Origin of the sequence: Halomonas sp. GFAJ-1 (assembly GCA_002966495.1) — a bacterium.
In the GTDB taxonomy this organism is placed as follows: domain Bacteria; phylum Pseudomonadota; class Gammaproteobacteria; order Pseudomonadales; family Halomonadaceae; genus Vreelandella.
Map to the genome: position 1 here is coordinate 11533 of CP016490.1, position 18680 is coordinate 30212.

The window sequence follows — 18680 nt, forward strand, 5'->3', positions numbered from 1 at the left end:
AACTCCCGCCCTGGTGCTTGTGACTCGTTATCTCATGCATTTAGCATAGCTGTCTGTTTGAAAAACAAAAACGCCGCTGTGATATACAGCGGCGTTTGACCGGCGTTCAGCCCTATTAAACGGTAAAGGCAGCTTTTTGTTCGCCGGTTTTAAGATCGCCCGAGCGCACCAGTTCATCGGTAATACGGTCGATGGCACGTTTGGTACGGCCAATCATCTCATCAACTTCGCTACGGTTAATGGTCAGCGGCGGCGCAAAACCCAGGATATCGCCTTGTGGCATTGCACGGGCTATCAAACTTTCTTCCATTGCCGCCGCAGCGACACGGGGGCCAACTTTCAGCGCTGGGTCGAAGTGCAGCCGCTGCTTGGCATCTGGTGAGAACTCCAGCGCTGCCATCAGGCCAACACCACGCACATCGCCCAGCAAGGGGTGGCCTTCAAAGGCGGTTTTCAGCTGAGCTTGGAAGTAAGCGCCGGTTTCAGCGGCGTTACCTACGAGGTTTTCACGCTCGATAATGTCCAGGTTGGCAAGGCCAGCAGCACACCCTAGGGCGTGGCCGGAGTAGGTCCAGCCGTGGCCGATAGGGCCAAACTCGCCGGTGCCCTGCTCAAGCACTTTCCATACTTTGTCACCCACAATCACACCGGAAAGCGGTTGGTAGGCACTGGTGAGGCCTTTGGCGATGGTGACCAAATCAGGCTTCATGTTGTAATGGTGGCTGCCAAAATCGGAACCGGTGCGTCCAAAGCCACACACTACTTCGTCGGCAATCAGCAGCACATCGTACTTCGTCAGCACGGCTTGGATGGCCTCCCAATAACCTTCTGGCGGCGGCACGATACCGCCGGTACCCAGTACTGGCTCGCCGATAAAAGCGGCCACGGTATCCGGGCCTTCATCCAGAATCATCGCTTCGAGCTTATCGGCACAGAAGGAGGAGAATTCCAGCTCAGTCATACCGTGCTGCTCGGCGGCGCGCAGATAGTAGTGCGGCGCTTCGGTATGGCGGATCGTGTCAATCGGCAGGTCAAAATGGTCGTGAAATGCTTTCAGACCGGTCAGCGAGCCAGAGGCAATGCCTGAACCGTGGTAGCCGCGCATGCGTGAAATGACCTTCTTCTTCTGCGGGCGGCCCAGCACGTTATTGTAATAACGCACGATCTTAAGCTGGGTTTCGTTGGCGTCCGAGCCGGACATGCCATAGTAGACCTTGGACATGTTCATGCCGGCAATTTTCAAAATGCGCTCGGAAAGCTCAATTTGTGGCTCGTTGGAGTGACCCACGTAGGTGTGATAGTAGGAGAGTTCCAGGGCTTGTTTGTAGATCGCTTCCGCAACTTCGGTGCGACCATAGCCAATATTGACGCAGTAAAGCCCCGCAAAGCCGTCGATAAACTCACGGCCATCTTTATCCACAATGTTAATGCCTTTACCGCCGGTAATTACGCGGCCCGGCGCATCGCCGTGGGCAAAATCGCGCAGGTGGGTAGAAGCGTGGAACGTAACTTTGCGGTCGCGTTCGATCAGATCCTGATGCAAGCTCATAACGTTCTCTCTATACGGTAAACCTCCCCGGTCAGCGAGGAGGGTATTTTTAATAAGTAAGCACTTTTTTAGGCAATAACTGCTGCTCTGCGAGCAAAGGCCTGACTGAGCGATCCGTCGTTAGCTACCCGATACTGAGCCCAAAGCACCCAAGCAGTAATACTTCGTTTCTAGATATTCATCGATACCAGTGGCGCCGCCCTCACGGCCAAGGCCGGATTGCTTCACACCGCCAAAAGGCACCGGCGGGCCCGTCATTTTCACCGAGTTGACACTCACCATGCCGTACTCCAGCGCGCGCATCAGTTTCCAGATACGGCGAATATCGTGGGTATAGATATAGGCCGCTAGGCCGTACTCGGTGTCGTTAGCCATTTCAATCACTTCGTCGTCGGTGCTGTAAGCAGTAATGCCTGCCACAGGGGCGAAGTTCTCTTCACGCCATACTTTCATTTTGGGGGTCACGCCTGTCAGCATAACCGGCATAAAGTAGTTCTCACCTGGCGCTTGGCTTTGGTCGCCGCCGCTCACGGTAGCGCCTTTGGAGATGGCGTCATCCACAATGGCTGCCGCTTTTTCTACCGCCTGTCGATGAATGAGCGGGCCAAGGTCAATTTCACTCTGCAAGCCATTTCCCACTGTGAGGGCCAACATGCGCTCCTTGAAATGCTCAACGAACTCATCGTGAATCGACTCATGAACCAGAATACGGTTCGCGGCAAGGCAATCCTGCCCAGCGGTTTGAAACTTGGCGTCGATGGCCGCATAGGCGGCTTGTTTGGGGTCCATATCTGGCCCAACAATAAACGGCGCGTTGCCACCCAGCTCCAGAGAAAGACGCTTGACGGTATTAGCGCTCTGCTCAATTAATAGGCGCCCTACACGCGTGGAGCCGGTGAACGACAGCGCACGAATACGCGGCTCGCTACACAAAATTTTCGAGACTTCCGCCGGGTCGCCCAGCACTACGTTGAAAATCCCGGCTGGAATACCCGCTCGCTCGGACAACTCTGCTAGCGCCAGCGCCGAAAACGGCGTCTCGTTGGCGGGTTTGACAATTACCGGGCAGCCAGCAGCAAGCGCGGCCGCTGCTTTGCGGGTAATCATCGCCAGCGGGAAGTTCCACGGCGTAATCATTGCAGCAATACCCACCGGCTCTTTAAGGGTGCCAAGTGAGGCGTTAGGAATGTGGCTAGGAATGGTTTCGCCATAGGTACGCTTGCCCTCTTCTGCGAACCAGCGCACAAAGCTAGCGCCATACTGAACCTCACCACGGGCGTCGGGCAGTGGCTTGCCCTGCTCTAGGGTCATGATGGTGGCGAGGTCTTCACGGTTGGCTTGAATTAGGTCGTACCAAGCGAGCAGCCGCTCGCAACGTTCATCAGCGCGCAGCGCACGCCAGTGGGTAAACGCAGCCTCTGCAGCATCCACTGCGGCCGTAATCTGTTCAGCTTCCAGGAGCGGGATATGCCCAATGGCTTCGTTAGTCGCTGGGTCATATACGGCTTCTTCATGGCCACCTTCGCCATGGGTCCACTTGCCGTCAACGTAGGCGTACTGCCGGAAAAGACGCGGATCTTCCAGGCGTTTCGCGAGCGTGGTCGATAGTGTGGTCATGGGCACCTCCCCTGGCTGCAGCCACGTTGGACGACAAACCATTATAAAAATAAAGGTGAATCGCTCGACCTAACGCCGAGCTGATTCGATGTAACTAGGGTAAAGGAGAGTGGCCACGAAGTGTTTTTGAAAACGAGGAGTTATCGCTGCACTTTTTTTGTGAAAAGGCGTTTTTGCGTGGTTTTTTTCGGCAGTTAGCGAATAGCACACTAGAGCATATCAGTGTCGTCAATGCCAATGGGCTCGCGCTTAACCGTTTTTGTCACAATGTAGGTGAAGTAACGCTCAATACCCGCCTCAGATACTAACCACTTATCCATCAGGCGCTGGTAGCTATCAATGGTGCGAGCTTCAAACTTGACTAAGTAATCGACCCCTCCCCCCACCGCCACACATTCAGTAACCTCTGGGGTTTGCATGACTAACGTTTCAAAGCGGGCGAAACTTTCGGCGTTATGCTGCTTGAGTTCGATCTGCACCCACACTGGGTTACGCGGTACCAATACGTCTGCATTGATGCGCGCCGTATAGCCTTCAATCACGCCCGCCTTTTCTAGCCGTTTCACCCGCTCCCAGCAGGGGCTTACCGAGAGGTTAATCGCCTCGGCAAGTTTCGACTTGGTAATGCGCCCATCCCGGGAGAGGATGTCGAGTATTTTCAGATCATAACGGTCGAGTTTCATCATGCCCGACGCTACGCCTCCAGACGTTCAACAACATCAGCGATCACCGCAAGGGTGTCCCCCATATTGATTAACGAAGGCGCGCGGCGGGCCATTAAAATACCGTCGCGTTCCGCTTTATAGGCCACCGGGGCCGTGCCACTACGGGTCATGTCGTATACGTGGGCAATGGTTTGGCCGTTTTTCACCTCATCTCCCAACGCGACGAGCAACTCCAGTACGCCGGAGTGTTGGCTCTGTACGTAGCAGCTGGCATCCGGCATATCGAGATACATCTGACCGCCTTCGGGCATTTCCACCTCACCCGCGACCAAGCCGTAATGAATCAAGAAATTGCGCACACCGCGCTCGGCAATCGCAATGCTTTGCGGCGTGGAGGTACCGCCACCGCCTAGCTCGGTGGCTACAAATACCTTGCCCTGGCGTTCACAGGCCGTATCGAATAGTTTCTCTGCGTCCAGCTCAAACATCACCATGGCATAGGGCGCGCCAAAGGCTTTGGCACCCTCAAGAGCAGACTGCTGCTGCGCTTTATCATCCAGCACATGAGAGGCGCCAAACGGCAGGATATCCAGCGTGCGGCCACCGGAGTGCAGATCGAGTACCACATCGCTCATGGGGACCAGCACGCGGGTAAAGTAGTCGGCAATTTGTGGCGTGACACTGCCGTTCGGATCACCGGGAAAACTGCGGTTAAGGTTACCTTTATCCATCGGCGAGGTGCGCTTACCTGCCATGACCGCGGGCGTATTCATGCACGGAACGATAATCACCCGCCCAGTCACCTCTTCTGCTTTCAGCGATGCAGAAAGCTTAAGCAACGAGGTAATCCCTTCGTACTCATCGCCGTGATTGCCGCCCGTTAGTAGCGCCGTGGGGCCTTCGCCATTTTTAATCACGGTGACAGGGATCATCACCGCTCCCCAGGCCGACTCATCGGTAGAGATCGGCAGCTTTAAAAAACCGTGTTGCACCCCATCGGCATCAAAATCAACGGTGGCAGAGATAGGGCTAGGGCGCTTTTGACTCAGTTGATCGGTCATTGCATGTTCCTTTTATTTTTTACAACCCACTACTTAACAAACAGCTGGCGCGGAAAATTGGCCAGAGTTTCACAGCCGGTATCAGTAATAAGAATGCTTTCAGTGATTTCCAGACCCCAATCGTCCTCCCATAGGCCGGGCATAAAGTGAAAGGTCATGCCAGGTTTTAGGATGGTTTCATCTGAGGGACGTAGGCTCATCGTGCGCTCGCCCCAGTCGGGCGGATAAGAAATACCAATGGGGTAACCACAGCGAGCACCACCCCGATCAAAACCGTATTTATCCATGGCCGCGCCCAGCGCCATGGCGATATCCGCCGTGCGGTTGCCAGGCTTGGCAACGGCTAAGCCATCTTCAATGCCTTCCAACAGGGCTGACTCCGCACGGATAAAATCCGCCGGCGGTGTTCCCAGAAACACCGTGCGCGACATCGGCGCGTGGTAGCGCTTAAACACCCCGGCAATTTCGAAAAACGTGCCTTCGCCTTTACGAAAGGGTGTGTCGTCCCAGGTAAGGTGCGGTGCGGCGGCGTCTTTGCCGGTGGGCAACATAGGCACAATGGCCGGGTAGTCACCGCCAAACACTTTGCCATTTTCGTCGATAAACCCTTCGATACCGACGCGGTAAATTTCCGATACCAGCTTGCTCTTGGGAAGGCCCGGCTCGATCACCTCCAAGATGCGCGTATGCATACCTTCCACTATTTTGGCGGCGATACGCATGTAAGCGACTTCTTGTGGGGACTTAATTGCTCGGCACCAGTTCACCAGGGCGTTGGCATCCATAAAGCGCGCATGTGGCAGTTCGCGCAAAAGGCTTTGATACGCTTTGGCAGAGAAGTAGTAGTTGTCCATTTCCATGCCCACCACGCCGGTATGCCAGCCACGGTCAGGCATGATCGACTGAGCCAGATACTCCATGGGGTGCATATCCGGATTCTGAACATAGTAATCCGGGTAGTAGGTGATGTTATCAGGATGAATCCAACAGGTGCGCAGGGCACCGTTGGCATCCATCCGGCGGCCAAACCATACCGGCTCGCCTTCAAGGCCCACCAGCACGCACTGGTGAACATAAAAGGACCAGCCGTCATAGCCGGTTAGCCACGCCATGTTAGAAGGGTCGCTGACGATCAGCACATCAATGCCACGGCCAGCCATTTCTGCACGCACCTTCCACAGGCGGGTAGCATACTCTTCGCGCGTAAAAGGCAGGGAAACCTCAGTCATCGGGCAACTCGCCATCAAAGATCACTAAGAACCAGCACACTGCCCATAATAGGCGCTGCGCTGGGCCACAGGATCGACCTGGCCACCGCCGCAGTAGGCCCGCCAATGTCGTCTTAAGCCGATACTAGCACTCACCCTTGGTTGCCGGTCAAAGCCTTTATTACAAAAAGTGCATACTGAACGGTGATATACGCTATACCCGCGTAGATCAGCCTTTAGCGCTCACCATGTTAGGCTGATAAAACACGACGATGAGCCAGAGGAAACGATATGAAAATAGTGGTGCATATTGATGATGCCGCCCAGTGGCAGGCGGCGATTGAGAAAGCGCTACCCCAGGCAACGGTGTTGACGAGCGACGCGCCCGCCGAAGCGCGTGCTAATGCCGATTACCTAGCAGTCTGGAAAGCCCCGGCGCACCTATTGCAGGAACAAGCCCAGCTTAAGGGCATTATTAACCTAGGCGCGGGAGTGGATCACCTGCTAAAAACGCCTGGCCTACCCAGCGGTGTGCCGATCGTGAAATTACGCGACGCGGGCATGGGCGAGCTAATGGCCGACTACACCCTTTACGGCGCACTGCATTTTTATCGCAGTATGGACCGCTACGCCCAGCAGCAGCCTAATGCCGAGTGGCAGCCTCACCAGGTGCCTGAGAAATCCCACTGGCCAATTGGCATCCTGGGCCTAGGGGCGATTGGAAGCCTAGTGGCCACTCACCTTTCGCAAGCAGGTTTTCCAGTACTAGGCTGGAGCCGTTCAGCAAAGCAGATTTCGGGTGTTGAGTGCTTTCACGGTGACGCAGGACTTGATGGGCTGCTTAGCCAAGTGCAGTGCGTCGTGACTATTCTGCCGGATACCGCCGAGACTCACGGCATTCTCAACGCTAAACGACTGGCAAAACTCCCCCAAGGCGCCTGTGTGATTAACCCTGGCCGGGGCAGCCTCATCGACGAGCAGGCGCTACTAGACGCACTTGGCAAAGATCGCAAGCCAGGGCATCTACGCGGTGCACTGCTGGATGTTTTCTGTGAAGAGCCGCTACCTGCCAACAACCCGTTGTGGCAGCATCCGCGGGTTATCGTCACCCCCCACATGGCCGGCCCCACGCCGTTAAACGACGCGATTGACCAAGTCATCTCGTATCTTCGCGCTTTTGAAGCAGGTGAAGAACTTGCCACTGTTAATCCTGATGCAGGCTACTGACGCTGCCCGCCGCCCTCGTTATACTGGTACTGGGAACCAAGTGCTGGTCAACAACTCTTAGGACTACACTATCAATGGAGGATGAGCTTTTGCGTAACGTTTCGCTACGTTTAACTAAAAGCCAGTTAACCAGCGCTGCTATTATGTTGGCAATGTACGGCTTGGCTTTTTATAGCTCTGCCGCCGCCGATACCGCGCCTAATGCCGATACCCAGCCACTTCCCATGCCGCAGCCTTTTGAGGCTCAGTACCAGCTTGAAATTCGCGGCTGGCCGAGCGCTTCCATCACCCACACCCTCAACAACGAAGGGTTTCACTGGCTCAGCGATATGCGTTTTTCTGTGGCAGTGGCAAGGGGCCAAGAACGCAGCCGCTTTACATTAAATGATAACGAGACACACTCACTGCTTTATAACAGCAGCTACTCGCTGTTTGGAATAGGCGATAGTTATCAGCTAGACGAAAGTGATATTAGCTCCCTTGATCGTCAGGCTGCGCTGTTCGATCTCTCACGCCGAGCCGGTCACGAGAACTGCACAGCCAATGCCCCGTGCGATATCGAGTTTGTCGACCATCGCGGGCGCGACGAGCATTTTCAGTATTACGTGACCGAGCCTGGCACCGTCAGCGTTCCGGCAGGTGAATTTGAAGCACGCCGCGTAACACTCTTCGATGTGGAGAAGCCCGACCGCCATTTACAGATTAACTTCCACCCTGAGTGGCCGGGGCTAATTCTGTCGGCACGGTATGAAAAAGAGGGGCGTCGGCAAACGCAGCTCACCATGACGCAATTTAATCCCGCCGAGGTAGATACGCCCTAAATGCTCTCAGGATTACTGATCGTTCTACTGCCCCTGGTGCTGGGTTACTTAGTCCGCATTCGCTCATCCCGCTTACTTGATCAGATAAACCGAGCCGTGAGTGGCTCGGTTTATCTGATCCTGCTGTTTATGGGCATCAGCTTGGCGGGGCTTGAAAACCTTACCAGTCAACTTTCACGCTTGGGCGGCAATGCCCTGCTGCTATTCAGCATTACCACCGCGTTTAACTTAGCGGCGCTGTGGTGGCTGTCATGTCGTTTAAGGTTAAAAGTGGGCAACTCCCCGGTGGTAAAAAATGCCCCTACCAGCAAACTGGCCGCGATGCAGGGTTCTCTGCTGCTAGTCGCAGTAGTGGTGGCAGGCGTTATAGTAGGTCTGTTGCTTGGCCCCTATCTAGGTGAAGCGCTGTTTGATACAGCCGATTTACTGGCTGAATGGGTGCTCTACCTGCTGCTGGTATTGATTGGCTGCCAATTGCGCAACTCAGGCATGCCACTAAAGCAAATATTGCTCAACCGCATGGGGTTAGCCATTGCCGTGACGCTAGCGCTTAGCTCGCTGCTGGCGGGCTTGGTGGCCGCTCCGCTGCTTTCGTTGAGTTGGAACGAAGGCCTCGCCATGGCGTCAGGTTTTGGCTGGTATTCACTTTCAGCCATTTTAATTGGCGACCAGCTTGGCCCACTGATGGGCGGCGTGGCGTTTTTTAACGACCTTACCCGTGAGCTGCTGGCGTTTATCCTGATTCCACTGGTCATTCACCGCCACACCGCCCTGGCCATTGGTTACGGCGGTGCGACGTCCATGGACTTCACTCTACCCGTTATCCAACAACACGGCGGCGTGGCCTGCGTGCCCGTGGCAGTCGTCAGCGGCTTTATCCTATCGCTGCTCTCCCCGCCGCTCATCCTGTTTTTTCTTTCGCTATCCGGTTAGTAACCATGAGCGTGTATTGGTTAGGATAAGCAGCTCTGACAGTTTAAATCGCCATCGCTTCAATGCCCAGGATGCCCGCGCCTCATGCTAAATGGAATTTGGTTAAGCTTTTTTATTGCTGCTTTTGCAGCATCTGTCTGGCAGTGGTTAGTGGGTGGCGACAGCGAAGTATTTGCGCGTCTTGTGCAGTCGTTGTTCGATATGGCGCGGGTGAGCGTCGATATCATTTTGGTGCTGCTGGGTACCATGACGCTGTGGCTAGGGTTTCTTTCTATTGCTGAAAAAGCAGGGCTGATTCGCCTTCTTGGGCGTGTGCTTGACCCGTTGTTTTGCCGCCTAATGCCCGACGTACCCCGTGGCCACCCTGCGATGGGGCTGATTAGTATGAATTTTGCGGCTAACATTCTGGGCTTGGATAATGCAGCGACCCCCATTGGTATCAAGGCCATGCACTCGCTGCAAAGCCTTAACCCCAGTCAAGAGACCGCCAGTAACGCGCAAATTCTATTTTTGGTACTGAACACCTCATCGCTCACGCTGCTGCCGGTTACTATTTTTATGTACCGCGCTCAACAGGGCGCAGACGAGCCAACACTGGTGTTTTTACCTATTTTGCTGGCCACCAGCGCCTCTAGCCTAGCGGGGCTTCTGGCGGTGGCGTTAATGCAACGCTTAAAGCTTTGGCAACCTGTTGTGCTTGCCTACTTACTCGCTGCTGCACTTGCCTTGGGGCTTTTAATTACCACGCTGGCGGGCATGTCAGCACAGGCGTTAGCCGCAGCTTCCACCCTCGTGGGCAACCTAACACTTTTCAGTATTGTGATTATGTTCTTAGTGGTGGGTGCGCTTCGGGGCGTGAAGGTGTATGACGCTTTTATTGAAGGCGCAAAAGAGGGCGTCAGCTTTACCGTCACCCTGCTGCCGTACCTAATCGCCATGCTGGTGGCGGTGGGTGTGCTGCGCGCCAGCGGCGTACTGGATGCCGGGCTAAGCGGCGTGCGCTGGCTGGTAGAAGGAGTTGGCTGGGACACCCGCTTTGTGGATGCGCTGCCCACTGCCTTTGTGAAGCCGCTTTCCGGCAGCGGCGCCCGCGCCATGATGATTGAAACCATGGATACCTTCGGCGTCGACAGTTTTGCAGGGCTACTGGCCGCCACCCTGCAGGGCAGCACTGAAACCACGTTTTACGTTATCGCCGTCTATTTCGGCGCCGTTGGAATTCGCCGTATTCGTCACGGCTTAGGCTGCGCCCTGGTGGCCGATGCCGCTGGTATTTTTACGGCCATTGCAGTCTGCTACTGGTTTTTTGGCTAGGCAGCTTAGCGCCAACTAAGCCACTGAATAACTTTTCTATAACAATATATTGAGTAACTCCCTATTCACCACCAACATGCGGCGCTTCATAACGAGCTCCACGCCCGCCCCCCTATCTATTTTGAAGGCCCAGCTTGCCTACATCACTTCGCCTTTGTAATTGAGGGCGATGACGTTGATGCGCTGCTTATTCGTCTCGCGGATGCAACAGGCACCACGGTTTCCCCAGATCAAGTGCAACAGATTGTCAGCTACCAAGGGTGCTCTGTGAAATGGGAGCGCCACACTGAGTTTTTTACGCTGACCATCAAGCAAGCAAACAGTGACGACCCGCAAACATGGCCAACGCCTCCCAAGTTTTTACATAGCGTTTTGGCAGACTATGCTGATCAAATTATCAGCGCCAGCACACTACGCGTAGAAACCGCCAACCGCTGGGCAGGCAGTGTTGAGGCCTACGGTTTAGATAAACCCGCCGGCTCGCGGATAGGGGGCGACGATGCCACTGTATGGAGCGATTTCAACCTCGATGATCGGCACATCAACCGCTTTTTACTGGTCAACGACTGTCTGGACAACTACCGACTAGGACGAATGGCGAGACGGCTATTTGATATTGAAACCTACCGAATGATGGCGATGCTTGCGCTGCCTGAAGCCAAAGCATTGAGTAGCGACCTTCAATACTATGAGGCCGAACTATCGACGCTCTCTAACCAACACGCCGAGCAACACACGTCGCCAGCGGAGCCATTGCTAAGCGCTTTAACGCTCTTTTCGGCAAAGCTTGAGCGCTGTGGCGTACAAACCCGCCAGCGGTTCAGCGCAACAGAGGCTTACTCCAGCATTGTGTTTGCCCGTATCAGTGAGATGCGCGAAGAACGGGTCGGCCATTATCCTCAACTTGGCATGTTTATATTGCGCCGCTTTGAGCCTGCCACCCGCTATTGCGACGCCATGAACCGCCGCGTTGAAACCCTTGCCACCAGTGCCACACGACTTAATGACCTGTTACGCACACGCTCTCAGGTAGAAATCGAAGGGCAAAACTACAAAATCTTGCAAAGCCTAGATGCTCGCGCCAGCAGCCAGCTTAAAATACAGAAAGCGGTTGAAGGGCTTTCGATCATAGTGATCAGCTACTACATCTTCAGCTTAATGAAGTTAGGGCTAGAAAGTTTAAGTGCGCTAGGAATAGATATCGAACCCAACGTTGCCGCCACCGTGCTAGTCCCGCTGGGCACGCTTATTATCGCTACGCTTACCTGGCGAGTTTGGAAAGTAAAAAAGCACTAGCCAAGCGTTAATGAAAGCTGCACCTCTATCCTGCGACTTCATCGTTAAACATGCAGTTTGTCCAGGTAGAAGTGGCCGCCACCCGGTAAACCACGTTCTATGCTGGCAGCTTAGATGGCTGCCATACTCATTTTAAAAAAGTTGCGTCCTCATTTTTCAACCGAGCCTTATGAAGAGGCTTTTTAGACTATAGTTAAGCGTCTACTACGCCAGTTTATTGGGCGTCATCATGGATGATGGGAGAAGTAATGCTAAGTAAAGGCAGCATATTTATTGTACTCGCCGCTTTTTTTTGGGGGGTATCAGGGGGAATTGCAGGCGTTCTTTTAGACGATGGGTGGGATGCCTCTGTTGTTACATTTTACCGTGGGGCTGTCGGCCTTCTCTTCGCGATACTCTGGCTACTACTTCAGCGAAAGCACAGCGGCCTGAGAAACAAGCAGCTTTGGTTTTGGTCGGTTATCGCGGGTCTTGGCGTAGCAGGCAATTTCACTTTCTACTTCATCAGTATTGACCACGGTAACGTGGCAGTTGCCGCTACCTTGATGTATTGCGCGCCAATCTTCGTTTACCTGATCTCCTTTGCACTAAAGCTCGAAAGGTCGACGGTTGGAAAGTGGGTGGCGATCGCTCTAGTAATGCTGGGCATCACTATGCTGACCAAGCTTTATGAGATTGGCACTAGCGAACTATCGCTATTTGGGGTCGGTGCTGGGCTACTGGCAGGGCTCTCCTACGCCATATTCATTTTTGGTTTTAAATATGCCGCTCCCCATGGCAGCCCCCAAGCGATACTTTCTATTGCCTTTGCCGTTCTGACTATCGTTCTACTGGTGCCAACCGATATCAATCAAACTATCAGCGTGTTGAGCACACCCGATGTACCGCTGTTTTTGGCGCTGGGTATTTTCGGCGCGGGCCTTTCCTTTCTACTCTATATCCTAGGCATCAACCATACGTCTGCTGCTCTCGCCTCCATGATTGCCATGGTTGAACCCATCACGGCTACCCTGTTCGGCGTCGTGATACTGAGCGAACAGCTAGGCGTTGTGCAAATGGCTGGCATGGCGTTAATACTCGCGACCGTAACAAAACTCAGCGTCTCTTCAAGCAAATAGCAAAACGGTGCGCGTCTTGTAAGGCGACGCACCGTTGATCGCTAGATGGCGCTGATTACGATAAAGCCAACGGGTTAGCTATTCGCCTTTGCCGCCCGAGCCGCATGAAGCTTTTTATAGCTTTCGATCAGGCGCTGATGGCGCTCTAGGCCTTCTAACTGCATATTCGTTGGCGTGAGGCCGTGGAAGCGAACCTCGCCACTGACTGAGCCCACCACCGCCGCCATGGTGGCCTCGCCAAACATGCGCTGGAAATTGGGCAGGTAGTCTTTAAGCTCCAGCTCGTCATCCAGCGCAATTTCCAGCACCGCGTTCACCGCTTGATAGAACAAGCCGCGCTCCACGGTGTTGTCGTTGTACTGCAGGAACATCTGCACACAGTCCAACGCTTCTTCATGGCGCTGCAGGGCCAGATACACCAGCAGCTTTAGCTCCAGAATCGTCAGCTGTCCCCACACGGTGTTCTCATCAAACTCAATACCAATCAGCGTGATGATATCGGCGTGGTCATCCATCTGGCTCTCTTCCAGCCGCTCCACCAAGTCGGTGAGCTGATCATCATCCAGTCGATGCAGGTTGAGAATATCTTCGCGGTAATCCAGCGCCTTATTGGTGTTATCCCAAATCAAATCTTCAATGGGGTACACCTCGGAGTAGCCCGGCACCAAAATACGGCAGACCGGCGCGCCCAGGTCTTCGTGTACCGCCATATACACTTCCGCATCTAGCTCTGCAAAAATACCGAACAGCGTGGCGGCTTCCTCTTCGTTGCTGCCTGAGAAGTCCCACTCGCTGAACTCAAAATCAGGCGTCGCGCTAAAGAAGCGCCAGGACACCACGCCGAAAGAGTCTATAAAGTGCTCAACAAAGTTGTTGGGCTCGGACACGGTTTGGGAGTTAAACGTCGGCAACGGCAGGTCATTCAGGCCTTCAAAGCTGCGGCCTTGGAGCAGCTCGGTCAGGCTGCGCTCTAGGGCTATTTCAAAGCTTGGGTGGGCACCAAAAGAGGCAAACACGCCACCGGTACGTGGGTTCATCAGCGTCACGCACATCACTGGGAACTGACCGCCCATGGAGGCATCTTTCACCAGCACTGGGAAGCCTTGAGCCTCCAGGGCGTTAATGCCCTCCAAGATGTCTGGGTACTTGGCAAGCACCTCCTGGGGCACGTCGGGCAGGGTTAGCTCCTGCTCAAGGATTTCCCGCTTTACCGCCCGCTCAAAAATTTCCGACAGGCACTGCACCTGGGCTTCTACCAGCGTATTACCGGCGCTCATGCCATTGCTTAAATAAAGGTTTTCGATGAGATTCGAGGGGAAGTAGACCGTTTCACCATCGGATTGGCGCACAAACGGCAGCGATACAATGCCTCGGTCTTCGCGGCCGGAGTTAGTATCAATCAGGTGCGACCCGCATAGTTCACCTTCTGGGTTGTAGATGGCCAGACAGTGCTCATCGAGGATTTCGTTGGGCAGCTCATCGTTAGGCCCCGGCTGGAACCACTTTTCATTGGGGTAGTGAACAAAATCACTGCCCGCAATCTCTTCACCAAAGAACTGGTCGTTATAGAAGAAGTTGCAGCTCAGGCGCTCTATAAACTCACCCAGAGCCGAGCACAGCGCGCTCTCTTTGGTGGCGCCTTTGCCGTTGGTAAAGCACATGGGCGAAGCAGCATCACGAATATGCAGCGACCAGACGTGGGGCACAATATTACGCCAGGAAGCGATCTCGATTTTCATGCCTAGCTCGGCCAGCATCGCACTCATATTGGCGATGGTCTGTTCTAGCGGCAGGTCTTTACCCGGAATGTAGGTAGTACTGCCTTCCGGGGCGCCCATTAACAGTGCCTGGGCATCCTCATCGATATTTTCGACTGTTTCAATCTGGAACTCGGGGCCGGTTTGCACCACTTTCTTAACGGTGCAGCGGTCAATGGAGCGTAAAATGCCCTGGCGATCTTTTTCGGAGATATCTTCCGGCAGCTCGACCTGGATTTTAAAAATCTGCTTATAGCGATCTTCCGGGTCGACGATATTGTTCTGGGAAAGGCGGATGTTCTCGGTGGGGATATTCCGGGCGTTGCAGTACACCTTTACAAAGTAAGCGGCACACATGGCAGAAGACGCCAGGAAGTAGTCAAACGGGCCAGGGGCCGAGCCGTCGCCTTTGTAGCGAATCGGCTGGTCAGAAATCACCGTGAAGTCGTCGAACTTAGCCTCTAGGCGGAGGTTATCGAGATAGTTAACTTTAATTTCCATGAGCGGGCGTCCGGAGCAATGAGTGTGCCTTGGCATTTAAAATAAGGCGCCAGGCGAATTGCGGCCCATTATCCAGTTTTTCACCCGCTTCGTCTTGGTCAACGTTACCCGTTTAACGACTTTACCAGCACCTTGGATTTTCGTGCGTGGTTATAGGTTTCGCGTTTTAACGGCGGCAGGTCATCTAGGTTAGCCGTGCGAAAGCCGCGCTCCACAAACCAGTGGGCGGTATGGGTAGTGAGCACAAATATTTCTGCCAGTCCACGCTGGCGGGCACGGCGCTCTAATGCCTCGACTAAGCGCTCGCCCCGCTCGCCGCCCCGGTAGTTACCGTGTACCGCTACGCAGGCCATTTCGCCCACGGTGGTACCGGGGAAAACATGCAGCGCGGCGCAACCAATCACCATGCCGTCCCGCTCGATCACCATGTAATCATCTATTTCATGCTCAAGCCGCTCCCGGGAGCGGGCCACCAGCATGCCACGACGCTCTAACGGTTCTAGCAATTCAAGCAGGCCCGCTACATCGTTAAGCGTGGCTGGGCGAAGCTGCTCGTAGCGGTGTTGGGTGATCATGGTGCCCACCCCGTCACGGGTGAACAGCTCCCCCAATAGCGCATCGTGATTACGCCAGGAAAGTAAGTGGGTGCGAGCTACACCTTCCCGGGCAGCGGTACAGGCCGCGTTTAAGTGGCGTGCCAACTCGCTGCCCGGCAACGCATGCTGCAGGCGAGGCTCGGCTTCTGCGGGGGAGAGCTGGCGCAGCAGCGCGCCCTGCTCGTCTTCTAGCCCCTCAGATTCACCCAGTAAAATCAGCTTATCTGCCTTTAGGGCAACGGCGGCATGCTGGGCCACATCCGAGGCATCTAAATCAAACACTTCGCCGGTACTGGAGAAGCCCAACGGTGGTAGCAACACCAGCGAGCCTTTTTCAAGCAGTCCTTCAATGGCGCTGGCCCGCACCCGGCGTACTTCGCCACTGTGGTCAAAATCGACCCCTTCACGCACGCCCAGTGGCTTGGCAGTCACTAAGTTGCCGGAAATCACGCTAAGCTCCACGCCGTGCAGCGGCGTGCTGGGCAGGCCAAGTGACAGCCGCGCTTCCAGCCATAGCCGCTGGTGGGCGGCCACCTGCTCGACATGGGCCATTACCGCGCGGTCGGCTACCCAGCGGCCATCGACACGGGTTGGCTCAACACCGGCAGCGAGGAGTGACTCGTGCACCTGGGGGCGTATACCAAACACCACCACTAACCGCACGCCCAGGGTATGTAGTAACGCCAAATCCTGGATCAGCTGCTCCCCTCGGCCAGACGCCATGGCTTCGCCCTCAATTAAGATGACAAAGGTTCGTCCCCGGTGCGCATTAATATAGGGGGAGGCATTGCGAAACCAATCAACAAAGGGGAAACGTGTGTCCAAGGGCCGCTCTCCGGCAGCAGGTGAAAGAAAAATAACCGCACTTACTTTAACAGAGCACAAAAAACAGCGGCACCTTCTTGTGAAAAGAAGGTGCCGCTGGGGTTCAGCCTACCCTGGCACCATGCCAAAGCGCGCCGTACAGGCTAATCGCCCATTAGCCAAACATGCCTTTAAACATAAAGAAGAACAGGATAGCTAAGCCTGCCCCTGCAGGCAGGGTAATCAACCACGACATCACGATGGTGCCAATCACACGCAGGTTAAGAGCCGCCATACCGCGTGCTAAGCCCACCCCAAGGATTGCCCCTACCAAGGTGTGGGTAGTGGAAATCGGCAAGCCCGTACCGGACGCCAGTACGACCGTGGTAGCCGCCGCCAGCGTGGCCGCAAAACCACGGCTGGGGGTTAGCTCGGTAATGCCAGTACCTACGGTGGCAATGACTTTATGGCCGTAGGTGACAAGACCAAAGACGATGCCACCGCCACCAAGCACCAGCACCCACCAAGGGACTAACGCAGCACTATCGATAACACCATCGCTACGCACCACGCTAATCACCGCCGCCAACGGGCCAACGGCATTCGCCACATCGTTAGAGCCGTGGGCAAAGGCCATCGCACAGGCGGTAAAGATCATCAACACGCCAAACACCCGCTCAACGTTGGCATAACCAAAGTGGTCGCTTGCGTTTTTTTCGTATTTGATACGCCGCTGCATCACCACGCCCAAGCCCATAATGACGACACCAATCAGGATCGACAGAAGGAAGCTTTGACCAAACGAAAGATCCAGCCCGACATGGGTCAACCCCTTAGTGAGCGTGACCATGGAAACAATAAAGCCCACTAAGAAGATGTAGCCCGGCACATAGCGTTTGGCGGCAGCAAACGGATCGTTACTTTCAAAAATCAGGTGATGAACCGACTTGAACAGCACAAAACCAATGGTACCGGCCAACAAGGGCGAGACTACCCAGCTGGACGCAATCTGCCCCACTTTGCCCCATGCTACGGCTTCCACACCTAAACCTACTGCGCCAAAGCCGACGATAGCACCCACAATGGAGTGAGTAGTGGATACCGGCCAGCCGCGAGCAGAGGCAATCATCAGCCAAATCGCTGCTGCCAGTAGCGCGGAGAGCATGCCATAGACCAATAGTTGCGGGTTTGCCTCAAGCAGTACCGGATCAAGCATGCCGCCGCGAATCGTTGCGGTCACCTCCCCACCAGCTAACCAGGCGCCTAAAAATTCAAAAATAACCGCAATGATGATGGCCTGCTTGATGGTGATCGCTTTCGACCCCACCGAGGTACCCATGGCGTTGGCCACATCGTTGGCACCTACGCCCCACGCCATAAAGAAGCCAAACAGACAGGCTAGGATAATAAAAATTTCACCGTGCTGGGCAATAATCAGCATGAGAACCCCTTAGCGAGCGGTCAGAATCTGTAGGCGACTGCCCACGCGTTCGGCGCGATCGGATAGCTCGCCGACCCAGTCAATGATCTTGTAGAGAAAGATCACATCCACGGGGGGCAACTGGCTTTCCAGTTCAAACAAACGGCGGCGAATCGCCACTTGTTGACCATCCGCTTGGTGTTCGAGGGTGTGCAGTTCACGGATCATGTTCTGCATGACATCGGAAACATTGCGCCCAAACCCGGACTCCAGCAGGTCTTTAAGCTCTTCGAGCGCCTGGCGTGCCTGGGCAACACAGGCCACGCTGGTGACCATATACTCGCGCATAGGCGCTGCTAGCTCATCGGGCACGCGCATTTTACGGCCCAGCATAATGCCGGTAATGTCGCGTACTTTATTAGCGATTTTGTCCTGTACGCTGATCAAGTCGAGCAGGTCAGAGCGCGATACGGGCAAGAACATAGTGTTGGGAAGGTTTAGCCGCAGCTCGGTTTTGAGCATATCCGCATCGTGCTCTAACCGGGTCACGTTTTCGCGTAACGTGGTCGCGGTTTCCCAATCACCGATAAGGGTTGCCTCAAAGAAGGGCAACAGTTGATCGGCACATTCATTAGCCTTGACGATGTGAGCCAACAGCGGCTGGAATGGCGAGCGGCCAAACATCGCGGAAAAAGGGTTGGAGGTAACCATATAGCCTTTAGCCTGTTTTCGGAGTGCCTGGAAATGGCGGGCGCTAGTATAAAGAGTGCGCCTGCCCCCGTCATAAAAAGTT

General features: G+C 54.7%; 15 protein-coding genes. 6 read left to right on the forward strand and 9 right to left on the reverse strand.

Annotated features, from left to right (window positions below; translation table 11 throughout):
• Positions 1 to 115: 115 nt before the first annotated feature.
• The 5 genes from BB497_00045 to BB497_00065 form a co-directional block, all read right to left on the reverse strand.
• The gene (locus BB497_00045) at positions 116 to 1549 is read right to left on the reverse strand and encodes a hypothetical protein (protein ID AVI61207.1); all 1434 of its coding nucleotides are present in this window, start codon (positions 1547 to 1549) and stop codon (positions 116 to 118) included.
• Positions 1550 to 1669: 120 nt separating this feature from the next.
• Positions 1670 to 3166, reverse strand: a complete 1497-nt coding sequence (locus tag BB497_00050) for an NAD-dependent succinate-semialdehyde dehydrogenase (GenBank protein ID AVI61208.1) — start codon at positions 3164 to 3166, stop codon at positions 1670 to 1672.
• A gap of 209 nt (positions 3167 to 3375) precedes the next feature.
• Positions 3376 to 3852, reverse strand: a complete 477-nt coding sequence (locus tag BB497_00055) for an AsnC family transcriptional regulator (GenBank protein ID AVI61209.1) — start codon at positions 3850 to 3852, stop codon at positions 3376 to 3378.
• 8 nt (positions 3853 to 3860) lie between these two features.
• Positions 3861 to 4892, reverse strand: a complete 1032-nt coding sequence (locus BB497_00060; protein AVI61210.1) for an N-alpha-acetyl diaminobutyric acid deacetylase DoeB — start codon at positions 4890 to 4892, stop codon at positions 3861 to 3863.
• A gap of 29 nt (positions 4893 to 4921) precedes the next feature.
• Positions 4922 to 6121 (reverse strand): ectoine hydrolase DoeA, encoded by a 1200-nt coding sequence (locus BB497_00065; GenBank protein AVI61211.1) that lies wholly within the window; start codon positions 6119 to 6121, stop codon positions 4922 to 4924.
• Between the two features lie 270 nt (positions 6122 to 6391).
• Between BB497_00065 and BB497_00070 the strand changes: the two genes are divergently transcribed.
• From BB497_00070 to BB497_00095, 6 genes are all read left to right on the forward strand, one after another.
• Positions 6392 to 7327, forward strand: coding sequence for a glyoxylate/hydroxypyruvate reductase A (locus BB497_00070; GenBank protein ID AVI61212.1), 936 nt, complete (start codon positions 6392 to 6394; stop codon positions 7325 to 7327).
• Between the two features lie 74 nt (positions 7328 to 7401).
• Positions 7402 to 8148 (forward strand): hypothetical protein, encoded by a 747-nt coding sequence (locus BB497_00075; GenBank protein AVI61213.1) that lies wholly within the window; start codon positions 7402 to 7404, stop codon positions 8146 to 8148.
• Entirely contained in the window at positions 8149 to 9081 is a 933-nt protein-coding gene (locus tag BB497_00080) for a hypothetical protein (GenBank protein AVI61214.1), read from the forward strand.
• Positions 9082 to 9165: 84 nt separating this feature from the next.
• A complete protein-coding gene (locus BB497_00085) occupies positions 9166 to 10395 on the forward strand; it encodes a hypothetical protein (protein AVI61215.1) in 1230 nt (409 codons plus the stop codon).
• A gap of 63 nt (positions 10396 to 10458) precedes the next feature.
• A complete protein-coding gene (locus BB497_00090; GenBank protein ID AVI61216.1) occupies positions 10459 to 11691 on the forward strand; it encodes a hypothetical protein in 1233 nt (410 codons plus the stop codon).
• A 248-nt stretch (positions 11692 to 11939) separates the two neighbouring features.
• A complete protein-coding gene (locus BB497_00095; protein AVI61217.1) occupies positions 11940 to 12809 on the forward strand; it encodes a hypothetical protein in 870 nt (289 codons plus the stop codon).
• A gap of 74 nt (positions 12810 to 12883) precedes the next feature.
• Here BB497_00095 and BB497_00100 read toward each other — a convergent pair whose 3' ends face one another.
• The 4 genes from BB497_00100 to BB497_00115 all read right to left on the reverse strand — a co-directional run bounded on the left by BB497_00100 (position 12884) and on the right by BB497_00115 (position 18598).
• A complete protein-coding gene (locus BB497_00100; protein AVI61218.1) occupies positions 12884 to 15067 on the reverse strand; it encodes a protein involved in RimO-mediated beta-methylthiolation of ribosomal protein S12 YcaO in 2184 nt (727 codons plus the stop codon).
• 104 nt (positions 15068 to 15171) lie between these two features.
• Complete coding sequence (locus BB497_00105) at positions 15172 to 16488, reverse strand: amino-acid N-acetyltransferase (protein ID AVI64210.1); 1317 nt, start codon at positions 16486 to 16488, stop codon at positions 15172 to 15174.
• 154 nt (positions 16489 to 16642) lie between these two features.
• Positions 16643 to 17908, reverse strand: coding sequence for a phosphate permease (locus BB497_00110; GenBank protein AVI61219.1), 1266 nt, complete (start codon positions 17906 to 17908; stop codon positions 16643 to 16645).
• Between the two features lie 9 nt (positions 17909 to 17917).
• Entirely contained in the window at positions 17918 to 18598 is a 681-nt protein-coding gene (locus tag BB497_00115; GenBank protein ID AVI61220.1) for a TIGR00153 family protein, read from the reverse strand.
• Positions 18599 to 18680 lie beyond the last annotated feature (82 nt).